Origin of the sequence: Blastococcus xanthinilyticus, from assembly GCF_008124835.1 — a bacterium.
Lineage (GTDB): Bacteria > Actinomycetota > Actinomycetes > Mycobacteriales > Geodermatophilaceae > Blastococcus > Blastococcus xanthinilyticus.
In genome coordinates this window covers 102,854-124,638 of sequence record NZ_VNHW01000006.1, presented here as the reverse complement: position 1 = coordinate 124,638, position 21,785 = coordinate 102,854, and the positions used below count along the sequence as shown (strand labels likewise).

The window sequence follows — 21,785 nt, the reverse complement described above, 5'->3', positions numbered from 1 at the left end:
GCATGCCCCGCCAGCAGTCCCCGAACTTCTCGTCGGTCGCGGACGTCAGCAAGCGGCTGTCCACCGCCGGCTACCTGCCCGACGCGCAGATCGCGACGACGGTCTTCCTCGCCGACCGGCTGGGCAAGCCGCTGCTGGTGGAGGGGCCGGCCGGGACGGGCAAGACCGAGCTGGCCAAGGCGCTGGCCACGGCGACCGGATCGGAGCTCATCCGGCTGCAGTGCTACGAGGGCCTGGACGAGGCCCGCGCGCTGTACGAGTGGAACTACAAGAAGCAGCTGCTGCGCATCCAGGCGGCGCAGGGGAGTGGCGGGGCCGACTGGGACACCGTCCACGACGACATCTTCGGCGAGGAGTTCCTGCTCTCCCGGCCGCTGCTCACCGCCATCCGCCGCACCGACCCCACCGTGCTGCTCATCGACGAGACCGACAAGGCCGACGTCGAGGTGGAGGGCCTGCTGCTGGAGGTGCTCAGCGACTTCCAGGTGACCATCCCCGAGCTGGGCACCATCACGGCCACCCGCCGGCCGATGGTGGTCCTCACCTCCAACGCCACCCGGGAGCTCTCCGAGGCGCTCAAGCGGCGCTGCCTCTACCTGGCGCTGGACTACCCGTCGGCCGAGCGGGAGCGGGAGATCGTGCTCTCGCGGGTGCCCGACCTCGCGCCGGGCCTGGCCGACCAGCTGGTCCGCACCGTCCGCGCGCTGCGCGGGCTGGAGCTGAAGAAGTCGCCGTCGATCTCGGAGACCCTCGACTGGGCCCAGACCCTGCTGGAGCTGGGCCTGGACACCCTCGACGAGCCCGCGATGGCCTCCACCCTCGGGGTGGTGCTCAAGCACGCGAGCGACCAGACCCGGGCCGCGGCCGAGCTGCGGCTGAACTGATGGGGCAGCCGCACGCACCGGTCCGGGAACCCGGTGGGCTCGCCGGTCACCTGGACGGGTTCGTGCGGGCGGTCCGCGACGCCGGCGTCCCGGTGGGGATCAGCCAGGCCGTCGACGCCGCGGAGATCCTCACCGTCGTGGACCTGCTCGACCGCGAGCAGCTCCGCCATGGGCTGGCCGCGGTGCTCCTCCAGCGGGCCGCGCAGCGCCCGGCCTACGACGTCCTGTTCGACCTGTGGTGGCCGCTGGGCGACCGGCCGGCCTCCGGCGACGACGAGGACGAGGACACGGGCCGGCCGGGGGAGTCGACGCTCGACGTCCCCGACGACGCCGCGCTGGCCCAGCTGATGCGCGACGAGCTGCTGCGCCTGCTGGCGGACGGCGATCCGGAGGCCCTGCGCCGGTTCGCCCGGGACGCGGTCGACCAGCTGGGCCAGGGTCAGCCGACCCCGTCGGGCCAGTCGTACTTCAGCTACCGGGTCATGCGGGCGCTCTCCCCGGACACCCTGGTGGCCCAGCTGCTGGCCGGTCTGCTCGGCGACGGCGACCGCGGCGGGCTGGCCGAGCAGGTGGCCCGGCAGACGGTGCGCGACCGGCTGGCCGCCTTCCGCACCGCCGTCGAGGCCGAGGTGCGCCGGCGGACGGCCGCGGAGAAGGGGCGCGACCGGGTGGCGAAGAACGCCGTCCGCCCGCTGGCCGACCAGGTCGACTTCCTCCGGGCCCAGGCGGGAGACCTCGCCGAGCTGCGGCGGTCGGTCGCCCCGCTGGCCCGCCGGCTCGCCGTCCGGCTGTCGGCCCGTCGGAAGATGGGGCGCCAGGGCCGGCTGGACTTCCGCAGGACCGTCCGCGCCTCGCTCGGCACCGGCGGGGTGCCGGTGGTCACCCACCACCGGCCGCGCAAGGTGCACAAGCCCGAGCTGGTCGTGCTGTGCGACGTCAGCGGCTCGGTCGCCGGGTTCAGCCACTTCACGCTGATGCTCACCCAGGCGCTGCGCGAGCACTTCACCGGCGTGCGGGCGTTCGCCTTCGTCGACTCCACCGACGAGGTGACCCGCTTCTTCAGCCCCGGGGTCGACGTCGCCGACGCCATCGCCCGGATCGGCCGGGAGGCCCAGGTGGTCGCCTTCGACGGGCACAGCGACTACGGCAACGCCTTCGACGTCTTCGCCGACCGCTGGGCGTCCGCCGTCGGCCCGAAGACGTCGCTGCTGGTGCTGGGCGACGGGCGGACCAACTACCGGCAGCCGGGCGTCCCGGTGCTCGCCGGCCTCGTCTCGAAGGCCCGCTCGGCGCACTGGCTGAACCCGGAGCCGCGTCGGATGTGGGGCAGCGGTGACTCCGCGGCCGACCGCTACGGCGAGGTCATCGACATGGTCGAGTGCCGCAACGCCGCGCAGCTGGCGGACTTCGTCACCACCCTCTGAGGACGTCGGCGAGTCGACTCCTCGACGGGCCGACCCGCCGACCCGTCGAGACGTCGAGACGTCGAGACGTCGACAAGTGTGGCGACGGGCGCATCGCCGGCCGCCCGTAACCGATCCCCGCCGGGCCCGTTGGTCACCGGGGTGCCGACGCGCGGCACCCGCCCGTCGGCACCACCGCGGCCGGGGCGCGACCGGCTGCACGGGGGAGCCGGTCGCCGCGGCCGGCGGGCCCGGACCGGCCGGCCGGGGGCTCCCGTCGACGGGGGCCGGTCCTTCCGGAACCGGCCCCGGCGCCGGTGCGGATAGGCTCGAACGGTGGCGGGACGACGAGTCGGCGTGATGGGTGGGACCTTCGACCCCATCCACCACGGGCACCTGGTGGCCGCCAGCGAGGTGGCCGGCCTGTTCGGCCTGGACGAGGTGGTCTTCGTGCCCACCGGCGAGCCGTGGCAGAAGAGCGACCAGGCGGTCAGCCCCGCGGAGGACCGCTACCTGATGACGGTCATCGCGACGGCCTCGAACCCCCGCTTCTCGGTGAGCCGGGTCGACATCGACCGCGGGGGGCCGACCTACACCTTCGACACCCTCACCGACCTGCAGGCCCAGCGGCCCGGTGCGGAGCTGTTCTTCATCACCGGCGCCGACGCGCTCGCCCAGATCATGACCTGGCGGGACGGCGCCCGGTGCTTCGAGCTCGCGCACTTCATCGGGGTCACCCGTCCCGGCTACACCCTGGCCGACTCCCACCTCCCCGAGGGCGGTGTGAGCCTGGTCGAGATCCCGGCCCTGGCCATCAGCTCCAGCGACTGCCGCGCCCGCGTGGGCCGGGGGATGCCGGTCTGGTACCTCGTGCCCGACGGGGTCGTCCAGTACATCGAGAAGCGCGGGCTCTACCGCCAGCCCTCCCGCCGGCCCGCCGTTGCCGACGGGCGCCCCGCCGGCGACCGGGCCACCTACGACCGCCCACCGCCGGGCGACCCCGGGAACAGCCCCGAGGGCGCCGGCGCTGAACCACCCCCCACCGATCCCCACCTCCAGGAGGTACCCCGATGACCGCCTCGGCCGAAGCACGGGAGACCGCGCTCGTCGCCGCGCAGGCGGCTGCCGACAAGCTGGCCACCGACGTCTCGATCGTCGACGTCAGCGAACGGCTGGCGATCACCGACGCCTTCGTCCTCGCGTCGGCTCCCAACGAGCGGCAGGTCCAGGCCATCGTCGACGAGGTCGAGGAGCGGCTGCGCGGGCACGGCGTCAAGCCGGTGCGCCGCGAGGGCGTGGCCGAGGCCCGCTGGGTGCTGCTCGACTTCGTCGACGTCGTCGTCCACGTGCAGCACGCCGAGGAGCGGGCGTACTACGCCCTCGAGCGGCTCTGGAAGGACTGCCCGACCATCCCGTTCACCGACGCCGCCCTCGCTGCCGCCCCGGACGCGGCCCCTGGCGCCGGCTCCCCGTCGGTGGCGGAGACGGCCGGCCAGTGACCTCCCCGGGTCTCCCCGAGCTGCCGGTGACCCGTCTGGTGGTCTGGCGGCACGGGCGGACCGCCTGGAACGCGGCCGGCCGCTTCCAGGGGCAGCTGGATCCGCCGCTGGACGAGGTCGGCCGGGCTCAGGCGGTGCACGCGGCGCCGCACCTGGTGGCCTCGGCCGCGCTGGCCGGGCGGTCCACCGCGGTCGTCGCCAGCGACCTGGTGCGCGCCGCGGAGACCGCTCGCGCCCTGACCGGCGTGCTCGACCTGCCGCTGCAGCTGGACCCCCGGCTGCGCGAGCACGGCATGGGCAGCTGGGAGGGGCTGACGCGGGCAGAGGTCGCCGACCGGCACCCGGAGCAGTACGCCGACTGGATGGCCGGACGGCCGGTCCGCGGCCGCGGCGGCGAGGAGCCGGCGACGGTCGGGGAGCGGGTGCTCGCGGCGCTGCTCGACCTCCCGCCGGTCGAGGTGGCGGTCGTGGTGACCCACGGCGGCACGAGCGGCCGCCTGCTCGAGCTGCTCCTGGAGTTCGGCCCCGACCACCGGCGGGTGTTCGGCCCGCTGGGCAACTGTGCGTGGAGTGAGCTGGCCCGGCAGAGCGGGCGCTGGCGGCTGATGCGGCACAACTCGTCGGCCGGCCCGCTGCCCGAGGGGCTGGCGGTGCCCCCGGCGGAGCGGCTCCATGCCGACCCGGCGCCCGGGGCGCGGTCCGGCGACGGCGATCAGCCGGCGCAGGACGCCGACGCGGTCGGCTGACCGACCCGTCCCGATGCCGGGCGGCCCCATCCTGACCCCGGGCGGCCCTGTCCTTCGCCCGGGCGGCCCTGTCCTTCGCCCGGGCGGCCCTGTCCTTCGCCCGGGCGGCGGGGCCCCGCCGGGGCACGGCGGCTAGCCTCGCCCGGTGCGCGTCGCCGTCCTCACCGATTCGACGGCCTACCTGCCGCCCGCGCTCGCCCAGGAGCACGGGGTGCGCGTCGTGCCGCTCTACGTCGTCCTCGCCGGCCGGTCCGGGCGCGAGGGGGAGGACATCTCCGCCGAGGACGTGGCCAGGGCGCTGTCCACGCGGGGCCAGCGGGTGTCCACGTCCCGGCCCACGCCCGGTGACTTCCTCGCCGCCTACCGGGCCGCGCTCGACGCCGGGGCCGACCGGCTGGTGTCGGTGCACCTCTCGGCGGAGCTCTCGGGCACCTGGGACGCCGCGCGGGTCGCCGCCTCCCAGGTGGGGGAGCACATCGTCTCGGTGGTCGACTCCCGGTCGGCGGCCATGGGCACCGGGTTCGCCGTGCTGGAGGCGGCGACGGCGGCGGCCCGTGGCGCCGACCGCGAGGCCGTGGCACTGGCGGCCCGCGAGACCGCGGCGCGCACCCGCACGCTGTTCGTCGTCGACACGCTGGAGCACCTGCGGAGAGGTGGCCGGATCGGCTCCGCCGCCGCCGTGCTCGGCTCGGCGCTCGCGGTGAAGCCGGTGCTGCACGTGCTCGACGGGAAGGTCGTCCCCCTCGAGAAGGTGCGCACCTCGGCCCGGGCGCTCAGCCGCCTCGTGCAGCACGTCGTCGACACCGCCGGCGACGGTCCGGTCTCGCTCGCCGTCCACCACCTGGCCGCGCCCGAGCGGGCGAACCGGCTGGTGGCCGAGCTGCGCGAGCGCGTTCCCGCGCTGCGCGAGCTGCACGTGAGCGAGCTGGGCGCGGCCATCGGGGCGCACGTGGGGCCCGGCGCGGTCGGGGTGGTCGTCTCGCCGCACGCCGGGGCGCCCGCGGACGAGGTGGGGGACCAGCCCACGCGCTGAGCGGTGACGTCGCATCGGGGCAGCGTGCCCGAGCGGCCGCCGGGTGCCCGGTCGGCCGTCCACAGCCGCGTCGCCGTCCACAGCCCCGCCGCGACGGCCGCCCGGCCGTCCCGGGCTGCCTAGCGTCGCCGGGGTGCGCCTGACCTCCCGCCGCGACGACGCGGACATCATCCGCGCCCGGCTGCGGGCTCTCCTGGCGGACCGCGACGGCTCCGGCGGGTGGCTGCCGGAGCAGGAGGCCGACGAGGAGGTACCCGAGCCCGTCGGCTGGGCCGACGACCGCGGCGACGTGCCGGCCGACCCCGGCGACGGCCTGCCCGGGGAGGTGGGCAGGCACCGGGCCCCGGGCACCGCGCTCCGCTGGCGAGCCGGTCCTTCAGGGGTCCGCGCCCTGTGGGTGGCCGCGGTCGTCGCCGTCGCCGTGGTGCTCACCTGGACGTGGCTGGACCGCCCCCGGGTCGAGCCGGTGAGCCCGCCCGCCGCCACGTCACCCGCCGCCACGTCACCCGCCGCCACGTCACCCGTCGCCACGTCGCCCGCGGCCGGGAGCACGACGCCGGCGCCGGGCAGCCCGGCCCCCGCCACGCCGTCCGCCGAGGCGGCCGCGGGTTCCGCACCGGTGGTCGTCTCCGTGGTCGGGCGGGTGGCGCGTCCGGGGCTGGTCTCCCTGCGCGCCGGCGCCCGGGTGGCCGATGCGGTCGCCGCCGCGGGAGGGCTGCTCCCCGACGCCGACCCGGCGTCGGTCAACCTCGCCGCGCTCGTGGCCGACGGCCAGCAGATCGCGGTGGGCGTGCCAGGCGCCGGTACGGGCGTGGCGCCGGACGGCGCCGCGTCCCCGGGGGCGCCACCGGGACCGGTCGACCTCAACGCCGCCGGCGCCGCCGACCTCGACGCCCTGCCCGGGATCGGCCCGGTGCTCGCCCAGCGGATCGTCGAGCACCGCACCCGCAACGGCCCCTTCCGCAGCGTCGACGAGCTCGACGACGTCCCGGGGATCGGGCCGACCATCGCGGCCGAGCTGGCCGACCTGGTGACGGTGTGACCGCTGCCCGCGAGCCGCTCGGCACCCCCGCTCCCGAGCGCTGGACCTGGCTGGACCTGCGCCTGTGGCCGGTCGCCGCGGCGGTCTGGGCCGTCGGGCTGGCCGCGCCCCACCTCGGATCGCGCGTGCTCGCCGCGGGAGCGGGTGCCGCGCTGGTCGCCGCGGTCGTCGTCGCCCGCCTCCGGGGCACCCGGGCGGCGGTCACGCTCGTGGTGCTCGCCGGCATCACCGTCGCCGCGGGCGCCGCCGCGGCCGGGGCGGCCGCGCACGAGTCGTCGCCGCTGCGGGTCGTCGCCGAGGCGGGTGCCGCCGCGGAGGTGACCCTGGTCGTGCGCACCGACCCGCGCCGGCTCTCCGGGGCGGGCGCCCCCCGGGTGCTGCTCGAGGCCGACGTCACGGCGCTGGACGACGGGACGACCGACGCCCGGTTGCGGGCGCCCGTCCTGGTGTTCGCGCCGGCCGACGGCTGGGTCGGCAGCCTGCCCGGCCAGGTGGTCCGCGTCCGTGCCGGGGTGTCCCTGCCCGAGGCGGGGGACGACGTCGTCGCCGTCCTGTCGGCGCGCGGTCCGCCGCGGCCGGTGGCGGAGGCCGGCGCCGTCCAGCGGGCTGCCGGCGCGCTCCGGGAGTCACTGGCCGGCTCCTCGGCCCGCGTCCTCGACCCCCGGCCGGGTGGGCTGCTGCCCGGGCTGGTGGTGGGGGACACCCGCCGGATGGACGAGCTGCTCGTCGAGGAGTTCCGGAGCGCCGGGCTCGCGCACCTGACGGCCGTCTCGGGTGCCAACGTCGCGATCGTGATCGCCTGCGTGCTGCACCCCCTGCGGCGACGGGCCGTCGACCGCCGGGTGCAGGCGCTCGTGGCCCTGGTCGCCCTGGTGGGGTTCGTGATCCTGGCCCGGCCGAGCGCCAGCGTGCTGCGCGCCGGCGCCATGGGCGCCGTGACGCTGCTCGCGCTCGCGTCCGGGCGGCCGAGGGCGGCGCTACCGGCTCTCGGTGCCGCCGTGACGGTGCTGCTGCTGGTCGAGCCGGCGTTCGCGCGGGACCCGGGCTTCGCGCTGTCGGTCACGGCCACGGCCGCCATCGTGCTGCTCGCTCCGCCGTGGGCGCGGCGGCTGCGCACCCGGAGATGGCCGGCGTGGGCCGCCGACGCCGTCGCGGTGAGCGTCGCGGCCGGCCTGGCGACCGCTCCGCTGGTCGCCGGGCTCAACGGGACCGTCAGCCTGGTCTCGGTGCCGGCCAACCTGCTCGCCGTGCCCGCGGTGCTGCCCGCGACCGTGCTGGGACTGCTCGCGGCGCCCGCCGGGCTGGCGCTGCCGGAGGCGGGTGACGTGCTGGTCTGGTTGGCCGGGTGGCCGGTCCGCTGGATCGTCCTGGTGGCCGAGCGCGCCGCGGCCGCGCCCGACGCGGTCGCCGGGTGGCCGGGCGGCGTTCCGGGCGCCGCGGCGCTCGCCGCCCTCCTGCTCGCCGTCGGCTGGGCCTGCTGGCGCTTTCCGCGGCTGCGCGCGCTGGGGCTGGCCGCGCTCGTGGGAGTCGTGGTCGTCGCCTGGCCGGTGCGCCAAGAGCTGGACGGGTGGCCGCCCGCCGGTGCCGTCCTCGTCGCCTGCGACGTGGGCCAGGGCGACGGCCTGGTGCTGCCGGTGGGGGACGCGCAGGGGATCCTCCTCGACGCCGGCCCGGACGCCGCCTCCATCGACCGGTGCCTGGACCGGCTGGGGATCGACGACCTTCCGCTCGTGCTGCTCTCGCACCTGGACGCCGACCACGTCGGGGGCCTCGCCGGTGCGCTGGGCGGGCGCACCGTGGGGGTGGTGGCCACCGGCACCCTGGCGCCGGCCGACGACCGCGCGCCGGTGGTCGACGCCCTGGTGCGCCGCGCCGGGGGCGTGCGCGAGGTGCTGGTCCCGGGGGACCGGCGCTCGCTGCTCGGCGTGCAGCTGGAGGTGCTCGCCCCGGATCCCCGGCGCGCGACCGCGTCGGCCGATCCCAACGGGCTGTCGCTGGTGGCCCGGGCATCGGTCGGCGGGCTGCGGTTGCTCCTCACCGGCGACATCGGCGCCGACGAGGAGGCCGCCCTGCTGCGCGAGGGCACCGACCTGGGTGCCGACGTGCTCAAGGTCCCGCACCACGGCAGCGGCGACGCCGACCCGGACTTCCTGGCCGCCACGGGGGCGCAGGTCGCCCTGATCTCCGTGGCGGCGGACAACACCTACGGGCACCCGGCGCCGCGCCTGCTGGGCTGGCTGGCCGACGCCGGGATCCGGGTGCACCGGACCGACCGCGACGGCGACCTGGCCGTCGTGGGGCGTGCCGGCGACTGGGGGGTCGTCGCCCGGGGCGGGCCCGCCGGTGGGGTCGCGGCCGCGGCGCCGCCGGACCCGGGATCCGGCGGCGCAGTTCCGCCGCCGGCGGCCCGGCGGGCTCCCCGGGGGTGTCGGCAGCGCGTGGCACCATGCTGGCGTGCCCGCAGCCCCCGTCGAGCCCACGTCGCGCCTGCGGGTGGTGATCGGGGAGGAGGAGCTGCTCCGCGCCCGCGCGGTCGGCGCCGTGCGCTCCGCCGTCCTCGGCCACCACCCCGATGCCGAGCTGCACGAGCTGGCCGCCCTGGGGCTGCCGATCGGCCAGCTGGCCGACGTGCTGGCCCCCTCGCTGTTCGGGGGCCACCGGCTGGTCGTGGTCACCGGGGTGCAGGAGTCGGCCGGGGCGCTGGCCGATGCGCTGACCGGCTACGCGAAGGACCCCGACCCCGATCTCACGCTGGTCATCGTGCACGCCGGCGGCAAGCGCAACGAGGCCCTGGTCAAGTCGTTCAAGGCCGCCGGTGCCGCGGTCGACGAGTGCCCCAAGGTGAGCTCGGTGGGGGACCGGATCGCCTTCGTCCGCCACGAGGTGCGCCGCCTCGGTGGCCGGATCACCCCCGACGCGGTCACCGCCCTGGTCGATGCCATCGGCGCCGACCTGCGGTCGCTGTCGGCCGCGGCCAGCCAGCTGGTGAGCGACTTCGGCGGCAGCATCGACGCCGACGACGTCGCCCGGTTCCACCGCGGGCAGGCCGAGGTCACGGGCTTCACCGTGGCCGAGCGGGTGCTCACCGGCGACCGGGCCGGCTCCATCGAGATGCTCCGGTGGGCCCTGGACCGGGGCGTCGCGCACGTGCTGATCGCCGACGCCATCGCCGACGGCGTGCGCACCGCCGCGCGGGTCGCCTCGCTCAGCTCCAGCAATCCCGGTGATCTGGCCCGCACGCTGAAGATGCCGCCCTGGAAGGTGAAGAAGGCGCAGGCGCAGGCCCGCGGCTGGAGCATCGAGGGGCTGCAGCAGGCGCTCGGCGTCGCCGCCGACCTCAACGCCGACGTGAAGGGCGCCGCGGCCAGCGCGGACTACGCCCTCGAGCGGGCCATCCGGCGGATCGTCACGATCCGCATCGAGACCGGACGAGGACGGACCGGCGCCCGCCGCTGATCCCCGGGAGCCCGGTGGGCGCGGCGCGCGTCATCCCCCAGCGAAAGGGTCCGGGCATGCGACGAGCCCCCGTCCCGGAGGGGACAGGGGCTCGTTCGTCACCGCGCCGGAGCGCGGGATCACCGGCTCAGAGGCCGGCGACCTGCTTGGCCAGACCCGACTTGCGGTTGGCGGCCTGGTTCTTGTGGATGACGCCCTTGCTGGCGGCCTTGTCCAGCTGCTTGGCCGCCACCTCGTAGGCGGCGGTCGCGGCAGCGGCGTCCCCGGACTCGGCGGCGCTGCGGACGCGCCGGACCGCCGTCTTGAGGGCGGACTTGACGGCAACGTTGCGCTGGCGCGCCTTCTCGTTGGTCTTGATCCGCTTCATCTGGGACTTGATGTTCGCCACGCGTGAGCCTCGGTGTCTCGACAGGAGGAAGTACTTCTGACAGTCGTGCTGAAGTCTGCGTCCGGGCATGCGCCACAGGACCGGCTTGCGAGATTACCAGCGTCTGCCCGATGGCCCCAACCCCGGGCCGTAGGGACTTCCCGCACACACCGCGCCGGGACCGGACGCCGCGCCCGGTCCCGTCCCCGGCCGGGTTCGTGGGACGATGGCCGCACTGTGACGACACCTGCTGCCACCGATCCGGCCCGCATCCGGAACTTCTGCATCATCGCCCACATCGACCACGGCAAGTCGACGCTGGCCGACCGGATGCTGGAAGTGACCGGGATCGTCGAGGGCCGGAACATGCGCGCCCAGTACCTGGACCGCATGGACATCGAGCGCGAGCGCGGCATCACCATCAAGGCCCAGAACGTGCGGCTGCCCTGGACGCCGCGGACCGGTGCGGACACCAGCACCGAGTTCGTGCTCGACATGATCGACACCCCGGGCCACGTCGACTTCACCTACGAGGTGTCCCGGTCGCTGGCCGCCTGCGAGGGCGCCGTGCTGCTGGTCGACGCCGCGCAGGGCATCGAGGCCCAGACGCTGGCCAACCTCTACCTGGCGCTGGAGAACGACCTCACGATCATCCCGGTGCTCAACAAGATCGACCTGCCGGCGGCCCAGCCCGAGAAGTACGCCGCGGAGATCGCGCACATCATCGGCTGCGACCCCGACGACGTCATGCGCGTCAGCGGCAAGACCGGTGAGGGCGTGCCCGAGCTGCTGGACCGCATCGTCACCGACATCCCGGCGCCGACCGGCCTGGACGAGGGCCCGGCCCGAGCGATGATCTTCGATTCGGTCTACGACATCTACCGCGGCGTCATCACCTACGTCCGGGTCGTCGACGGGCGGATCTCCGGGCGCGAGAAGATCAAGATGATGTCCACCGGCGCCACGCACGAGCTGCTGGAGATCGGCGTCATCTCGCCCGAGCCCAAGCCGGTTCCTTCGCTCGGCGTCGGTGAGGTCGGCTACTTCATCACCGGCGTGAAGGACGTCCGCCAGTCCCGTGTCGGCGACACCGTCACGCTGGCGAGCAAGCCGGCGACGGAGTCGATCGGCGGGTACCGCGACCCCCGCCCGATGGTGTACTCCGGCCTCTACCCGATCGACGGCAGCGAGTACCCGCTGCTGCGCGAGGCCCTGGACAAGCTGCTGCTCAACGACGCCGCGCTGGTCTACGAGCCGGAGACCTCGGCGGCGCTCGGCTTCGGCTTCCGCGTCGGCTTCCTGGGCCTGCTGCACCTGGAGATCGTCCGCGAGCGGCTGGAGCGGGAGGCGGGCATCAGCCTGATCTCGACGGCGCCGAACGTGGTCTACCGGGTGATCATGGAGGACGGTACCGAGCACACGGTGACCAATCCCAGCGACTGGCCCGAGGGGAAGATCGAGAAGGTCTTCGAGCCGATCGTCAACGCCACCGTCATCGCGCCCAGCGACTACACCGGCGCGATCATGGAGCTCTGCCAGGGCCGCCGCGGCCAGCTCGGGGGGATGGACTACCTCAGCGAGTCCCGCGTCGAGCTCCGCTACACGCTGCCGCTCGGCGAGATCATCTTCGACTTCTTCGACGCGCTGAAGTCCCGCACCCGCGGGTACGCCTCGCTGGACTACCAGGAGGCCGGTGAGCAGGAGTCCTCGCTGGTGAAGGTGGACATCCTGCTCCAGGGCGAGGCCGTCGACGCGTTCAGCGCCATCGTGCACAAGGACAAGGCCTACAGCTACGGCGTGGCGATGGCCGGCAAGCTGCGCGAACTCATCCCGCGCCAGCAGTTCGAGGTGCCCATCCAGGCCGCCGTCGGCTCCCGGGTGATCGCCCGCGAGACCGTCCGCGCCATCCGCAAGGACGTCCTCGCCAAGTGCTACGGCGGTGACATCACCCGCAAGCGGAAGCTGCTGGAGAAGCAGAAGGAGGGCAAGAAGCGGATGAAGATGGTCGGCCGCGTCGAGGTCCCCCAGGAGGCGTTCGTCGCCGCGCTCTCCACCAACGAGTCGACCGCCTCCAGCAAGCCCAAGTGAGCGAGCGGACGAGCGCACCGGAGCCGAGGTGACCGGGCGGGTCGACGCCGTCTGCGTGTCCGGCGCGGACCTGCTGCCGCTGCCCGACCGCAAGCCGAACCGCAGCGGCATCGCCAAGCGGCCGGTGGCCGGCCGGGTCGCCGTCGGCGAGCTCGGCCTGGACGGCGACGTCCAGGTCAACCGCCGGTACCACGGCGGCGACGGTCAGCAGGTCTACGCCTACGCGCAGGAGGATGCCGACTTCTGGATCGCGGAGCTCGGCCGCGAGCTGGCCCCGGGCATGTTCGGCGAGAATCTGCGGACGACGGGGCTCGACCTCACCGGCGCCGTCCTCGGCGAGCGCTGGCGCGTCGGGACGGCGCTGCTGGAGGTGACCGCCCCGCGCATCCCGTGTGCCAACTTCGCCCGGTTCTGGGACGAGCCGCGGCTGGTCAAGCGGTTCACCGCGCACGGCGCGCCGGGTGCCTACCTGCGGGTGCTCGAGACCGGTGACATCGGCGCGGGCGACCCCGTCGAGGTGGTCGGGCGGCCGGACCACGGCGTCACGATCGACCTGACGTTCCGCGCCTGGACGACGGAGAAGCACCGCCTGCCCGAGACGGCCGCCGCGCTGGACGTGCTGCCGCGGCGGAACCGCGCCACGGTCGCCGCGCGGATCGAGGCCCGCGCCGTCGGCGCCTGAACCGTGGGGCGCGCTAGTGTCCGCCGCGACGGCGGGGAGCCCCGCCGCGACGTGGAGGTCGCCATGCTGCTGCGCCGGTCCGGTGCACCCGCGCTCGTGCTCGCGCTGCTGACCGGTGCCGTGCTGACCGGCTGCAGCTCCGACGAGCCGGAGGAGACGGCGGAGTCGGCGACGGCGCTGCTCGAGCGGGCCAAGAGCACCCTGGACGAGGCGGAGAGCGCGCATTTCGTGCTGGCCAGCGAGGGGGCGCCGGACTCGGGCACCCTGCTCGTCGGCGGCGAGGGCGACATCGCCCGGCCGGCCTCGTTCGACGGCACGCTCCAGGTGCTCGCGCTCGGCTCGACCCTCGACCTGCAGGTCGTGTCGGTCGACGGCACCGTCTACGCGGAGCTGCCCTTCACCAGCGGGTTCAGCGAGATCGAACCGGCGCAGTTCGGCTTCGGCGACCCGGGCGACCTGCTCGACCCGGAGACCGGCATCTCGCAGCTGCTCGCCGAGGCGAGCTCGGCGGAGCTGGGGGAGGAGCGCCGGGTCGACGGCGAGGTGGTCCGCGAGGTGACCGCCGAGCTGCCCGGCGAGCTCGTCGAGCAGGTGCTCGCCAGCGAGGACCCGTCCCAGCCGGTGCAGGCGCGGTTCTCCGTCGTCACCGAGAGCGGTGAGCTGCGCCGGGCAGAGCTGACCGGACCGTTCTTCACCGCCGACGAGGACGCCACCTACACCCTCGAGCTCAGCGACTTCGGGGCCGATGTCGAGATCAGCGCGCCGCCCACCGGCTGACGCGGCGCCCGCCGTCCGGCAGGTGCCCGGGACGGCGGCGATCGCGCTGGCCACCCTCGCCGTCCTGGTGACGGCGGCCGACACCTACGTCGTCGTCCTCGCGCTCCCCGACATCCTCACCGGGGTCGGCGTGGGTCTGGACGAGCTGCAGAAGGCCACCCCGATCGTGGGCGGCTTCCTGCTCGGCTACACCGCCACGCTGCCGCTGCTGGGCCGGCTGGCCGACCTGCGCGGGCGGCTGCCGGTGCTCGTCGGCTGCCTGCTGCTGTTCGCCCTCGGCTCGCTGCTCACCGCCACGGCCGACTCGCTCGGGCCCGCGGTCGTGGGCCGGGGCCTGCAGGGGATCGGGGCGGGCGGGCTGGTCCCGGCCACGCTGGCGCTGGTGGCCGACCGCTGGCCGCCGGAGCGGCGCGCCCTGCCGCTGGGCGTCGTGGGCGCGGTCCAGGAGGCCGGCGCCGTCCTCGGCCCGCTCGCCGGTGCGGCGGTGCTGGCGGTGTCCGACTGGCGGGCGATCTTCTGGCTGAACCTGCTGCTCGGGCTGGCCCTGGCGGCCGGGATCGTGGTCACCGGGCGGGTGCGCCGCCCCGACCCGCTCGGGCTGGTGCTCGCCGCCCTGGCCGCCACCGCGCTCGGGCTGCTGCTGGCGGAGCCCGGCGCCCTCGCCGAGGACGTCACGCTCGGGCTGCTCTACGTGCCGCTCGCCGAGGGGGCGGCGTGGAGCACCCCGCTGCTGCTGGCCACCGTGCTGGCCGCCGCGGCGCTGGTGGTCCGGAGCCTGCGGCACCCCGCCGGCGCGGTGCTGCCGCTGGGCGGGCTGCCGCGGTTGGCCCGCGAGGTCGACCTCATCGGCTCGGCGCTGGTCGTGGTCTCCCTGGGCGCGCTGGTCTGGGCCTTCGCCGCGGCCGATCCCGAGCGGGAGGTCGTCGCGCACGGGCAGCTGCTCCTGCCGCTGGCCGCCGTCGCGGCGGTGCTCTTCGTGCTGCACGAGCGGCGCACCCCCGACCCGGTGCTGCCCCTGGCGGCGCTGCGGCCGGTCGGCGCGTGGGGCGCGCTCCTGGTCAACCTCTTCGTCGGGGCGGCGCTGGTGGCGGCGCTGGTCGACGTGCCGCTGTTCGCCCGTGCCACGACGACGCCGGGGGACCAGTTGGGTGCCGCGCTGGTCCTGCTGCGACTGCTGATCGCCGTGCCGGTGGGCGCCGTCGCCGGGGGCTGGCTGTGCCGGGTGGTGCCGCCGCGGATCGTCGCCGGGGCCGGCATGGCGCTGACCGCCGTCGCCTTCGTCGCGATGACCGGCTGGGACGACCGGTCCCTCGACGGCGCCTGGTCGACCGTGGTGCTGCTGGCCGCGGGGCTCGGGTTCGGCCTGGCCATCGCGCCGGTCAACGCCGTCCTGCTGGCCGTGACGCGGGCCGAGGTGCACGGCAGCGCCGGTGCGCTGGCCGTCGTCGCCCGCACCGTCGGCATGCTGGCCGGGTTGTCGCTGCTCACCGCGGTGGCGCTGCGCCGGTTCACCGCCGAGGTGGCGGCGATCGGCACCCCGATGGAGGTGTGCCCCACCAACCCGGCGGACTGCCCGGCCTACGACCTCGCCACCGAGGCGGCGCTGCTCACCCAGCTGCACACGGTGTTCGCCGGCGCCGCGATCGCCGCGGGCCTGGCCGCCGTCGCGGCGCTGGTGCTGCTCAGGAGTTCAGCAGCAGCCCGAGGTCCTGCCGGAGGCTGACCGGGTCGAGGCCGCGGTCGTGCAGGATCTTCATCGCCAGCCCCTCGCCCTCGCGGATCAGTCCCAGCGCGATGTGACCGTCGGCGATGCTCCGCGACTTCATCGCCAGCGCCTCGCGGAGGGAGAGCTCGAGCACCTTCTTCGCCCGCGGGGTGAACGGGATGTGCCCGCTGCGCCCGGAGCCGCGCCCGGGGCCGTCGAGCGCGCCGGGGCCGAAGGCGGCCTCGACGCTGCTGCGGACGGCGTCGAGGTCGATGCCCACGCTGGTGAGCGCGTCGGCGTCCAGGTCGTCGCTGCCGGTCAGCCGGACGACGTCGGCGGCGACCTCGTCGGCCGCCAGGCCGTGCCGCGCGAGCACCACCGCGGAGGGGGTGGACCGCCGCAGGAGGGCCAGCAGCAGGTGCTCGGTGCCGATCCTCGGGGAGTGCAGGGTCCGGGCCTCCTGCTGGGCGCCGACGACGACCGCCCGCGCCTCGGGGGTGAACCGCTCGAACATGGTCAGTCCTTCCGTCGGAGCGAGGCTCTGCCGCTGATGGACCGAGCGCTCGCGTGCTTCTTGTGCACCGCCTGCCGGCTCACCCCGAGCAGCTGGGCGATCTGCTCCCAGGTCCAGCCCTGGTCGCGGGCGCTCTGCACCTGGAGGGCCTCCAGGCGTTCGACCAGCACCCGCAACGACCGGACGGCCTTCAGGCCCACGGCGGGGTCCTTGCTGCCGGCGGCGGTGGCCACCTCTGTCGTATCGGCCATGGCTGTCAACCTAGGTTGCGTCCTGGGACGTTGTCAACCTGCTTTGACAACGGAGAGACGGCTAAGCTCGGCTCGAGCCGCGACCACGGCTCCCGGACGAGCGGTGCCGTACCCGGTGTGCGACAAGACGGCGCCAGAGGAGCCCGCGATGTCGTGGTTGGTGCTGGTCCTGTCCGGGGTGCTGGAGGCGGTCTGGGCCGCGGCGCTGGACCGCTCGGAGGCCTTCACCCGGCTCTGGCCGACGGTGCTCTTCGCCGTCGCGCTGGCCGCGAGCATGGGCGGGCTCGCCTTCGCGATGCGCGAGCTCCCGCTGGGCACGGCCTATGCGGTGTGGGTGGGCATCGGCGCGGTGCTGACGGTCGTCTACGCCATGGTGACCGGCGCGGAACCGGTCTCGCTCGTACGGCTGCTGCTGCTCGCCGGGATCGTCGGCTGCGTGGTCGGGCTCAAGATCGTGCATTGAGCGTGTGCGCGGATACGCGATTCCGAGACCCGGAACTGCGCATCCGTGCACACGGTCGCCCGCCTACAGCGTGAAGACGATCTTCCCGTTGGTGCGGCCCTCGAGCATCCGCGCGAAGCCCTCGGAGGCCTGCGCCAGCGGCAGCTCGACGTCGATCTGCGGGCGGATGCCGGTGACCGCGCACATGCGGATCAGCGCCTCCAGCTCGGTCTTGGTGCCCATGGTCGAGCCGATGACCGACAGCTGGGTGAAGAAGACCCGGTTCAGCTCCGCGCCCGGGTTGAAGCCCGTCGTGGCCCCGGAGGTGACGAGCACCCCGCCGGGCTTGAGCGACTTGATGCTGTGGCCCCAGGTGGCCTCGCCGACGGTCTCCATGACGCCGTCCACCCGCTCGGGCAGCCGGGCGCCGGTCTCGAACGCCTGGTCGGCGCCGAGTGCGAGCGCGGCGGCCCGCTTCTCCTCGCTCCGCCCGGTCACCCACATCCGGTAGCCGGCGGCGCGGCCGAGCACGATCAGCGCCGTCGCGACCCCGCCGCTGGCCCCCTGGACGAGGACGGTCTGGCCCGGGCGCAGGCCCGACTTCACGAAGAGCATCCGGTAGGCGGTCAGCCACGCGGTGGGCAGGCAGGCGGCCTCGGCGAAGGAGAGCTCGGCGGGCTTGGGCAGCAGGTTCCGCTTCGGGACGGCGACCTTCTCCGCCATCGACCCCTGGTGCACCTCGGACAGCAGCGAGCGCTTCGGGTCGAGCGTCTCGTCGCCCATCCAGTCGGGGCTGCTCAGCACTCCGTGCACCACGACCTCGTTGCCGTCCTGGTCGATGCCGGCGGCGTCGGTGCCCAGGATCATCGGCATCCGCTCGGCCGGCAGCCCGATGCCCTGGAGGCTGAACAAGTCGTGGTGGTTGAGCGAGACCGCCTTGACCTGGATGGTCGTCCAGCCCTCGGGAGCCTCCGGCTCGGGCCGGTCGCCCACCTCCAGCACGGAGAGCGGGTCCTTCGGGGCGGGGGTGGAGACGAAGGCAGCCAGCATGCCCGCGAACCTAACCGACCAGGCCGGCCGCTGCCTTCCGTGCCGTGGTCAGGGCCTCGGGGTCGTCGCCCGCCGTGGTGGCGACCAGCGCGCCCTCGTAGAGCAGGTGCACCGTCGCCCCGACCGATTCCGGGTGCGGGATGCCGGCGTCGGCGACCAGCTGGGTGAGCCGGGTGCGCATCCACTCCTTCTCCGCACGGATCACCGGGAGCGCCGGGTGGTCGGTGCCGCCCACCTCGGCGTAGGCGTTCACGAAGGCGCAGCCGCGGGCCTGGCCGTCCTGCCAGCGCCGGGCGGCGTCGAAGACGGCGAGCACCCGCTCCCCGCCCGGAGCGTGGGTCGCGATCTCCTCCTCGAGGAAGCGCTGCCAGTGCCGTGCCCGGCGCTCGAGGTACAGGGCGACCAGGGCGTCCTTGGAGCCGAAGCGGTCGTAGAGCGTCTTCTTGGTGGTGCCCGCCGCCTCGGCGATGGCGTCGACGCCGACCGCCCGGATGCCGTGGGCGTAGAAGAGCGTCGAGGCCGCGGCGAGCAGCCGCTCCGCGGCGGGCGTGAGCGGGGGATCGGCGACGTCGGTCATGCGTCCTCCACGTTTCCGGTCGGCTCCACTGCGAGTATACCGACCGGTATGGTTACGTCGGCTCGGTGAGCCCTCGCCGCCCTGCCGCCGCTGCCGCCGCCGTGCTCGTCGTCTGCTGGTCGTCGGGCTTCGTGGGGGCGGAGTTCGCGACCCAGGACGCGCCGGTCACCACCGTGCTGGCGTGGCGCACCCTGCTGGCCGCCGGGCTGATCGGCGGCTGGGCGCTGCTCCGGAGCGAACGCGTGCGGCCCGGCTCCCTGCTGCGCCAGGCGGTACTGGGGTTGCTGGTCCAGGTGGTGTACCTGGGCGGGGTCTTCGCCGCCGCCGGGGCAGGGGTCTCCGCCGGCACCTCGGCGCTCATCGCGGCGCTCCAGCCACTGCTCGTCGCCGCTCTCGCGGGCCCCTTCCTGGGCGAGGCCGTCACCCGGCGCCAGCGGGTCGGACTCCTCATCGGGGCCGGGGGAGTCGCGCTCGTGGTCGCGGGTGATATCACCGGCGGCGGAGCGGCGCCCGTCGCCTTCCTGCTGCCGGTCGCGGCCGTCGTCGGCCTCGCGGGGGGCACGCTGCTGGAGCGGCGGTGGGGCCCGGCGGAGTCGCTGGTCGTCTCCCTCGCCCTCCAGTCGGCCGTGGCGGCGCTGGTCTTCGGTGCGGTCGCCGCCGCCCGGGACGAGTTCGTGCCGCCGGCGGACCCCGGGTTCTGGGCCGCGATGGCCTGGCTGGTCGTCCTGGCCACCGTGGGCGGCTACGGGAGCTACCTCCTCGTGGTGCGCCGGTCGGGAGCGACCACGGCGAGCACCCTGCTCTACCTGACGCCCCCTGCCACCGCGGCGTGGGCCTGGGCCATGTTCGGCCAGGCCCCCGGGCCGACGGCGCTGCCCGGGGTTCTCGTCTGCGCCGTGGGGGTCGTGCTGGCGCTGCGCGGTGCGGCCGGGGCGGTCGACGGACGTCGACGTGCTCCTGCCGTTGCACGACCGTGCCGATGACCGGCGCGGCCCGGATGCCCGCTGGGCACGGCCGCGCCGGCGTCCAGGTCAGCGGGGCAGCGGTCGGCAGATGCTGGTGATCATCCGGACGTCACCGAAGCCCTCGGTGACGGACGCGGTGACACCGAGCGCCGGGATGCTGACGGTGACCAGCCCGGAGATCTCGGCCGCGCGCAGGCGGGTCCGCGAGACGCACGGCGGGTCGGGCAGGGTCACGATCGAGGTCTCGACTCGGCCGTACGGCTCCCACCTCACGTCGACTCCCACCTCGGCGACGACTCCTTGGGGCAGATCCGGTCCGCCGCAGGCCAGGGTCGTGCTGCCCTCGCTCCAGGCGCCCCTGAGGCCGTCGAGGTCGGCGCTGATCTGCGGGCCCTCGAAGCACTCGTAGGAATCGCCGGAGGGCGTCGTCCCGAAGATCTCCACGCCACCGATCTCCTCGTCGCCCGGCGGGTCGAAGAGGCTGAGGAAGACCGTGACGTCGCCGCTCGGGGTGGAGAACGAGCCGATGGCCGCATCCTCGACGACGCGGGTGGGCCGGTGGTCGCCGGGCGGACCCGCGGCGGCGGTTCCCGCACCCGTCACCATCACGGTCGCCGCGGCGACCGCCAGCGCTGCTCCGGTCCGCCTGCCTCGCATGTCCGCTCCTCGCCGCTCGCGGAGCGGCGCGGTCGCCGCCCGGGGCGAGAGGTTCCCACCGGACGGTGGACCGAGGGGCGGCCTCGCACCCGGCAGGTGGGGGGCTCGAGCGTGTCGCCGAGGACACGCCGGGCTGGCCGCTCCGCGGGTCGGCTGCCGGGTCCGAGGGGCCGGGCGGTCAGCGGACGACGACCACGTGCTCCTGCCGTGGCACGAACTCCCCGATGACCGGCGAGCCGGGGATCTCCCCGCCGAGGAGCAACCCGCCGGAGGTCTGCGCGTCGGCCAGCAGGAGCGCCTCGTCCTCGGTCACGGCCGTGAGGTCGGTGTGCGGGCGCACCCAGTCGAGGTTGCGCCGGGTGCCGCCGGAGACGAAGCCGTCGGCCAGCGCCGCCCGGGCGCCCGCCAGGTAGGGGACGGCGGCGGCGTCCACGACGGCGGTCACCCCGCTGGCCCGCGCCATCTTGTAGAGGTGCCCGAGCAGGCCGAAGCCGGTGACGTCCGTGCCGGCGCGGATGCCGGCCGCGACCGCGGCCTGCCCGGCATCCCGGTTCAGCGTCGTCATCGCGGCGACCGCCTCCTCCGACACCTCGCCGGTGGCCTTCATCCGGCTGTTGAGCACGCCCACGCCGAGCGGCTTGGTGAGGGTCAGCGGGGTGCCGGCGACCGCGCCGGAGTTGGTGATGATCCGGTCGACGTCGACCACCCCGGTCACCGCCATCCCGTACTTGGGCTCGGGGTCGTCGATCGAGTGGCCGCCGCCCACGTGGCACCCGGCCTCGTGGGCCATCTCGAGCCCGCCGCGCAGCACCTCGGCGGCAAGCTCGGCGGGCAGCACGTCGCGCGGCCAGCCGAGCAGGTTCACCGCCACGACCGGGGTGCCACCCATGGCGTAGACGTCGGAGAGCGCGTTCGCCGCGGCGATCCGGCCGAACGTGTACGCGTCGTCGACCACCGGGGTGAAGAAGTCGGTGGTGAGCACCAGTCCCTGGCCGCCGGCAATCCGCACGACGGCGGCGTCGTCCCCGTCGTCCAGGCCGACCACCAGCTCGGCCGCCGGGTCGACCGGGCCCCGGGCGGTCAGCCCGGCGACGACGGCCTCCAGCTCGCCGGGCGGGATCTTGCAGGCGCAGCCCCCGCCGTGGGCGTACTGGGTCAGCCGGATCCTCGCGGGAGCGGTCGTCACGCCCCGAATCTAGGCGCTGCCACCGGGGAGCACGACCAGCCGGGGCCGGGGCACCTCGCCGCCGGTCGGGCGCCGCGCCCGACCGGCCGGATGCCGCGCCACCGCCGCCAGGAGCTGCGCGCGCCGGGACCGGTCGGGCTCCAGCGCCGCCACCACCTTGCGCAGCGCGGTGCCCCCGGCGTCGGCGTAGGGACCGTCGGGGCGGGCGGCGAGGGCGGACGCCACCGCCGCCGCCTCCTCCGGGGTGAGGACGACGGGCGGCAGCGTTCCGGCGGCACGGGACTCGGTGCGCTTCACGCCGCGGATGCTGGCAGGAGGCTCTGACAGTTCGGCCGCCGGCCCGGCACGTAGGCTGCCGGGTGGAGGCGTCAGGGTGTCTGGTGGCCCCCGCGGCCTCTAAAGCCGACGTGGCCGAGTACCTCGGTCAGGCGGGTTCGATTCCCGTCCGCCTCCGCCAGCTT

22 protein-coding genes, 1 tRNA gene, 1 pseudogene and 1 riboswitch are annotated in these 21,785 nt (G+C 75.3%); of the genes and pseudogenes, 16 read left to right on the top strand and 8 right to left on the bottom strand.

What is annotated here, in order from left to right; all coding sequences use genetic code 11:
* Positions 1–2: 2 nt before the first annotated feature.
* From BD833_RS11090 to holA, 9 genes and pseudogenes are all read left to right on the top strand, one after another.
* Positions 3–884, top strand: a complete 882-nt coding sequence (locus BD833_RS11090; RefSeq protein ID WP_166533200.1) for an AAA family ATPase — start codon at positions 3–5, stop codon at positions 882–884.
* Positions 884–2,308, top strand: a complete 1,425-nt coding sequence (locus tag BD833_RS11085; protein ID WP_208092586.1) for a vWA domain-containing protein — start codon at positions 884–886, stop codon at positions 2,306–2,308. Before BD833_RS11090 ends, BD833_RS11085 begins: the two co-directional genes overlap by 1 nt.
* Before the next feature lie 315 nt (positions 2,309–2,623).
* The gene (gene nadD / locus BD833_RS11080; protein ID WP_243737595.1) at positions 2,624–3,361 is read left to right on the top strand and encodes a nicotinate-nucleotide adenylyltransferase; all 738 of its coding nucleotides are present in this window, start codon (positions 2,624–2,626) and stop codon (positions 3,359–3,361) included.
* Entirely contained in the window at positions 3,358–3,786 is a 429-nt protein-coding gene (gene rsfS / locus BD833_RS11075) for a ribosome silencing factor (RefSeq protein WP_166533199.1), read from the top strand. Before nadD ends, rsfS begins: the two co-directional genes overlap by 4 nt.
* Positions 3,783–4,532: a histidine phosphatase family protein gene (locus BD833_RS11070; protein ID WP_166533198.1), complete on the top strand. Its 750-nt coding sequence runs from the start codon at positions 3,783–3,785 to the stop codon at positions 4,530–4,532. The genes rsfS and BD833_RS11070 overlap by 4 nt, the downstream gene beginning before the upstream one ends.
* A 145-nt stretch (positions 4,533–4,677) precedes the next feature.
* The gene (locus BD833_RS11065; RefSeq protein ID WP_166533197.1) at positions 4,678–5,565 is read left to right on the top strand and encodes a DegV family protein; all 888 of its coding nucleotides are present in this window, start codon (positions 4,678–4,680) and stop codon (positions 5,563–5,565) included.
* A 133-nt stretch (positions 5,566–5,698) separates the two neighbouring features.
* Positions 5,699–6,607, top strand: coding sequence for a ComEA family DNA-binding protein (locus BD833_RS11060; protein WP_166533196.1), 909 nt, complete (start codon positions 5,699–5,701; stop codon positions 6,605–6,607).
* Positions 6,604–8,724, top strand: a pseudogene (locus BD833_RS22985) (ComEC/Rec2 family competence protein); the annotation flags it as partial. The gene BD833_RS11060 and the pseudogene BD833_RS22985, both read left to right, overlap by 4 nt.
* Before the next feature lie 337 nt (positions 8,725–9,061).
* Positions 9,062–10,063 carry a DNA polymerase III subunit delta gene (gene holA, locus BD833_RS22980; protein WP_243737594.1) on the top strand — a complete coding sequence of 334 codons (1,002 nt, stop codon included), beginning with the start codon at positions 9,062–9,064 and terminating at the stop codon, positions 10,061–10,063.
* A gap of 127 nt (positions 10,064–10,190) precedes the next feature.
* On the opposite strand, the gene rpsT is transcribed toward holA, so the two are convergent.
* Positions 10,191–10,451 (bottom strand): 30S ribosomal protein S20, encoded by a 261-nt coding sequence (gene rpsT, locus BD833_RS11045; RefSeq protein ID WP_166533193.1) that lies wholly within the window; start codon positions 10,449–10,451, stop codon positions 10,191–10,193.
* A 216-nt stretch (positions 10,452–10,667) separates the two neighbouring features.
* On the opposite strand from rpsT, the gene lepA reads away from it, so the two are divergent.
* From lepA to BD833_RS11025, 4 genes are all read left to right on the top strand, one after another.
* Entirely contained in the window at positions 10,668–12,518 is a 1,851-nt protein-coding gene (gene lepA, locus BD833_RS11040; RefSeq protein WP_166533192.1) for a translation elongation factor 4, read from the top strand.
* A 28-nt stretch (positions 12,519–12,546) separates the two neighbouring features.
* Positions 12,547–13,200 carry an MOSC domain-containing protein gene (locus BD833_RS11035; protein WP_166533191.1) on the top strand — a complete coding sequence of 218 codons (654 nt, stop codon included), beginning with the start codon at positions 12,547–12,549 and terminating at the stop codon, positions 13,198–13,200.
* 63 nt (positions 13,201–13,263) lie between these two features.
* Positions 13,264–13,977, top strand: coding sequence for an LppX_LprAFG lipoprotein (locus BD833_RS11030; protein WP_166533190.1), 714 nt, complete (start codon positions 13,264–13,266; stop codon positions 13,975–13,977).
* Between the two features lie 22 nt (positions 13,978–13,999).
* Complete coding sequence (locus tag BD833_RS11025) at positions 14,000–15,700, top strand: MFS transporter (RefSeq protein WP_243737593.1); 1,701 nt, start codon at positions 14,000–14,002, stop codon at positions 15,698–15,700.
* On the opposite strand, the gene BD833_RS11020 is transcribed toward BD833_RS11025, so the two are convergent.
* Positions 15,660–16,196, bottom strand: coding sequence for a Clp protease N-terminal domain-containing protein (locus BD833_RS11020; protein WP_166533188.1), 537 nt, complete (start codon positions 16,194–16,196; stop codon positions 15,660–15,662). The genes BD833_RS11025 and BD833_RS11020 overlap by 41 nt on opposite strands.
* 2 nt (positions 16,197–16,198) lie before the next feature.
* Positions 16,199–16,447, bottom strand: a complete 249-nt coding sequence (locus BD833_RS11015; protein WP_166533187.1) for a helix-turn-helix domain-containing protein — start codon at positions 16,445–16,447, stop codon at positions 16,199–16,201.
* Between the two features lie 71 nt (positions 16,448–16,518).
* Positions 16,519–16,584: riboswitch (guanidine-III (ykkC-III) riboswitch) on the top strand.
* Positions 16,585–16,595: 11 nt separating this feature from the next.
* Here BD833_RS11015 and BD833_RS11010 point away from each other — a divergent pair.
* Entirely contained in the window at positions 16,596–16,910 is a 315-nt protein-coding gene (locus BD833_RS11010) for a DMT family transporter (protein ID WP_208092585.1), read from the top strand.
* 63 nt (positions 16,911–16,973) lie between these two features.
* Here the strand turns inward: BD833_RS11010 and BD833_RS11005 are convergent, their stop codons facing one another.
* Both BD833_RS11005 and BD833_RS11000 read right to left on the bottom strand, forming a co-directional pair.
* On the bottom strand, positions 16,974–17,939 hold the full coding sequence (locus tag BD833_RS11005; protein WP_166533185.1) for a zinc-binding dehydrogenase: 966 nt from the start codon (positions 17,937–17,939) through the stop codon (positions 16,974–16,976).
* A 10-nt stretch (positions 17,940–17,949) separates the two neighbouring features.
* The gene (locus BD833_RS11000) at positions 17,950–18,516 is read right to left on the bottom strand and encodes a TetR/AcrR family transcriptional regulator (protein ID WP_166533184.1); all 567 of its coding nucleotides are present in this window, start codon (positions 18,514–18,516) and stop codon (positions 17,950–17,952) included.
* 65 nt (positions 18,517–18,581) lie between these two features.
* On the opposite strand from BD833_RS11000, the gene BD833_RS10995 reads away from it, so the two are divergent.
* Complete coding sequence (locus tag BD833_RS10995; protein WP_166533183.1) at positions 18,582–19,499, top strand: DMT family transporter; 918 nt, start codon at positions 18,582–18,584, stop codon at positions 19,497–19,499.
* Positions 19,500–19,547: 48 nt separating this feature from the next.
* Here BD833_RS10995 and BD833_RS10990 read toward each other — a convergent pair whose 3' ends face one another.
* The 3 genes from BD833_RS10990 to BD833_RS10980 form a co-directional block, all read right to left on the bottom strand.
* On the bottom strand, positions 19,548–20,138 hold the full coding sequence (locus BD833_RS10990) for a hypothetical protein (protein ID WP_166533182.1): 591 nt from the start codon (positions 20,136–20,138) through the stop codon (positions 19,548–19,550).
* A gap of 178 nt (positions 20,139–20,316) precedes the next feature.
* A complete protein-coding gene (gene selD, locus BD833_RS10985; RefSeq protein ID WP_208092584.1) occupies positions 20,317–21,324 on the bottom strand; it encodes a selenide, water dikinase SelD in 1,008 nt (335 codons plus the stop codon).
* A 9-nt stretch (positions 21,325–21,333) separates the two neighbouring features.
* Positions 21,334–21,621 carry a hypothetical protein gene (locus tag BD833_RS10980; RefSeq protein WP_166533181.1) on the bottom strand — a complete coding sequence of 96 codons (288 nt, stop codon included), beginning with the start codon at positions 21,619–21,621 and terminating at the stop codon, positions 21,334–21,336.
* 64 nt (positions 21,622–21,685) lie between these two features.
* On the opposite strand from BD833_RS10980, the gene BD833_RS10975 reads away from it, so the two are divergent.
* A tRNA-OTHER gene (locus tag BD833_RS10975) sits at positions 21,686–21,781 on the top strand.
* Positions 21,782–21,785: the final 4 nt, after the last annotated feature.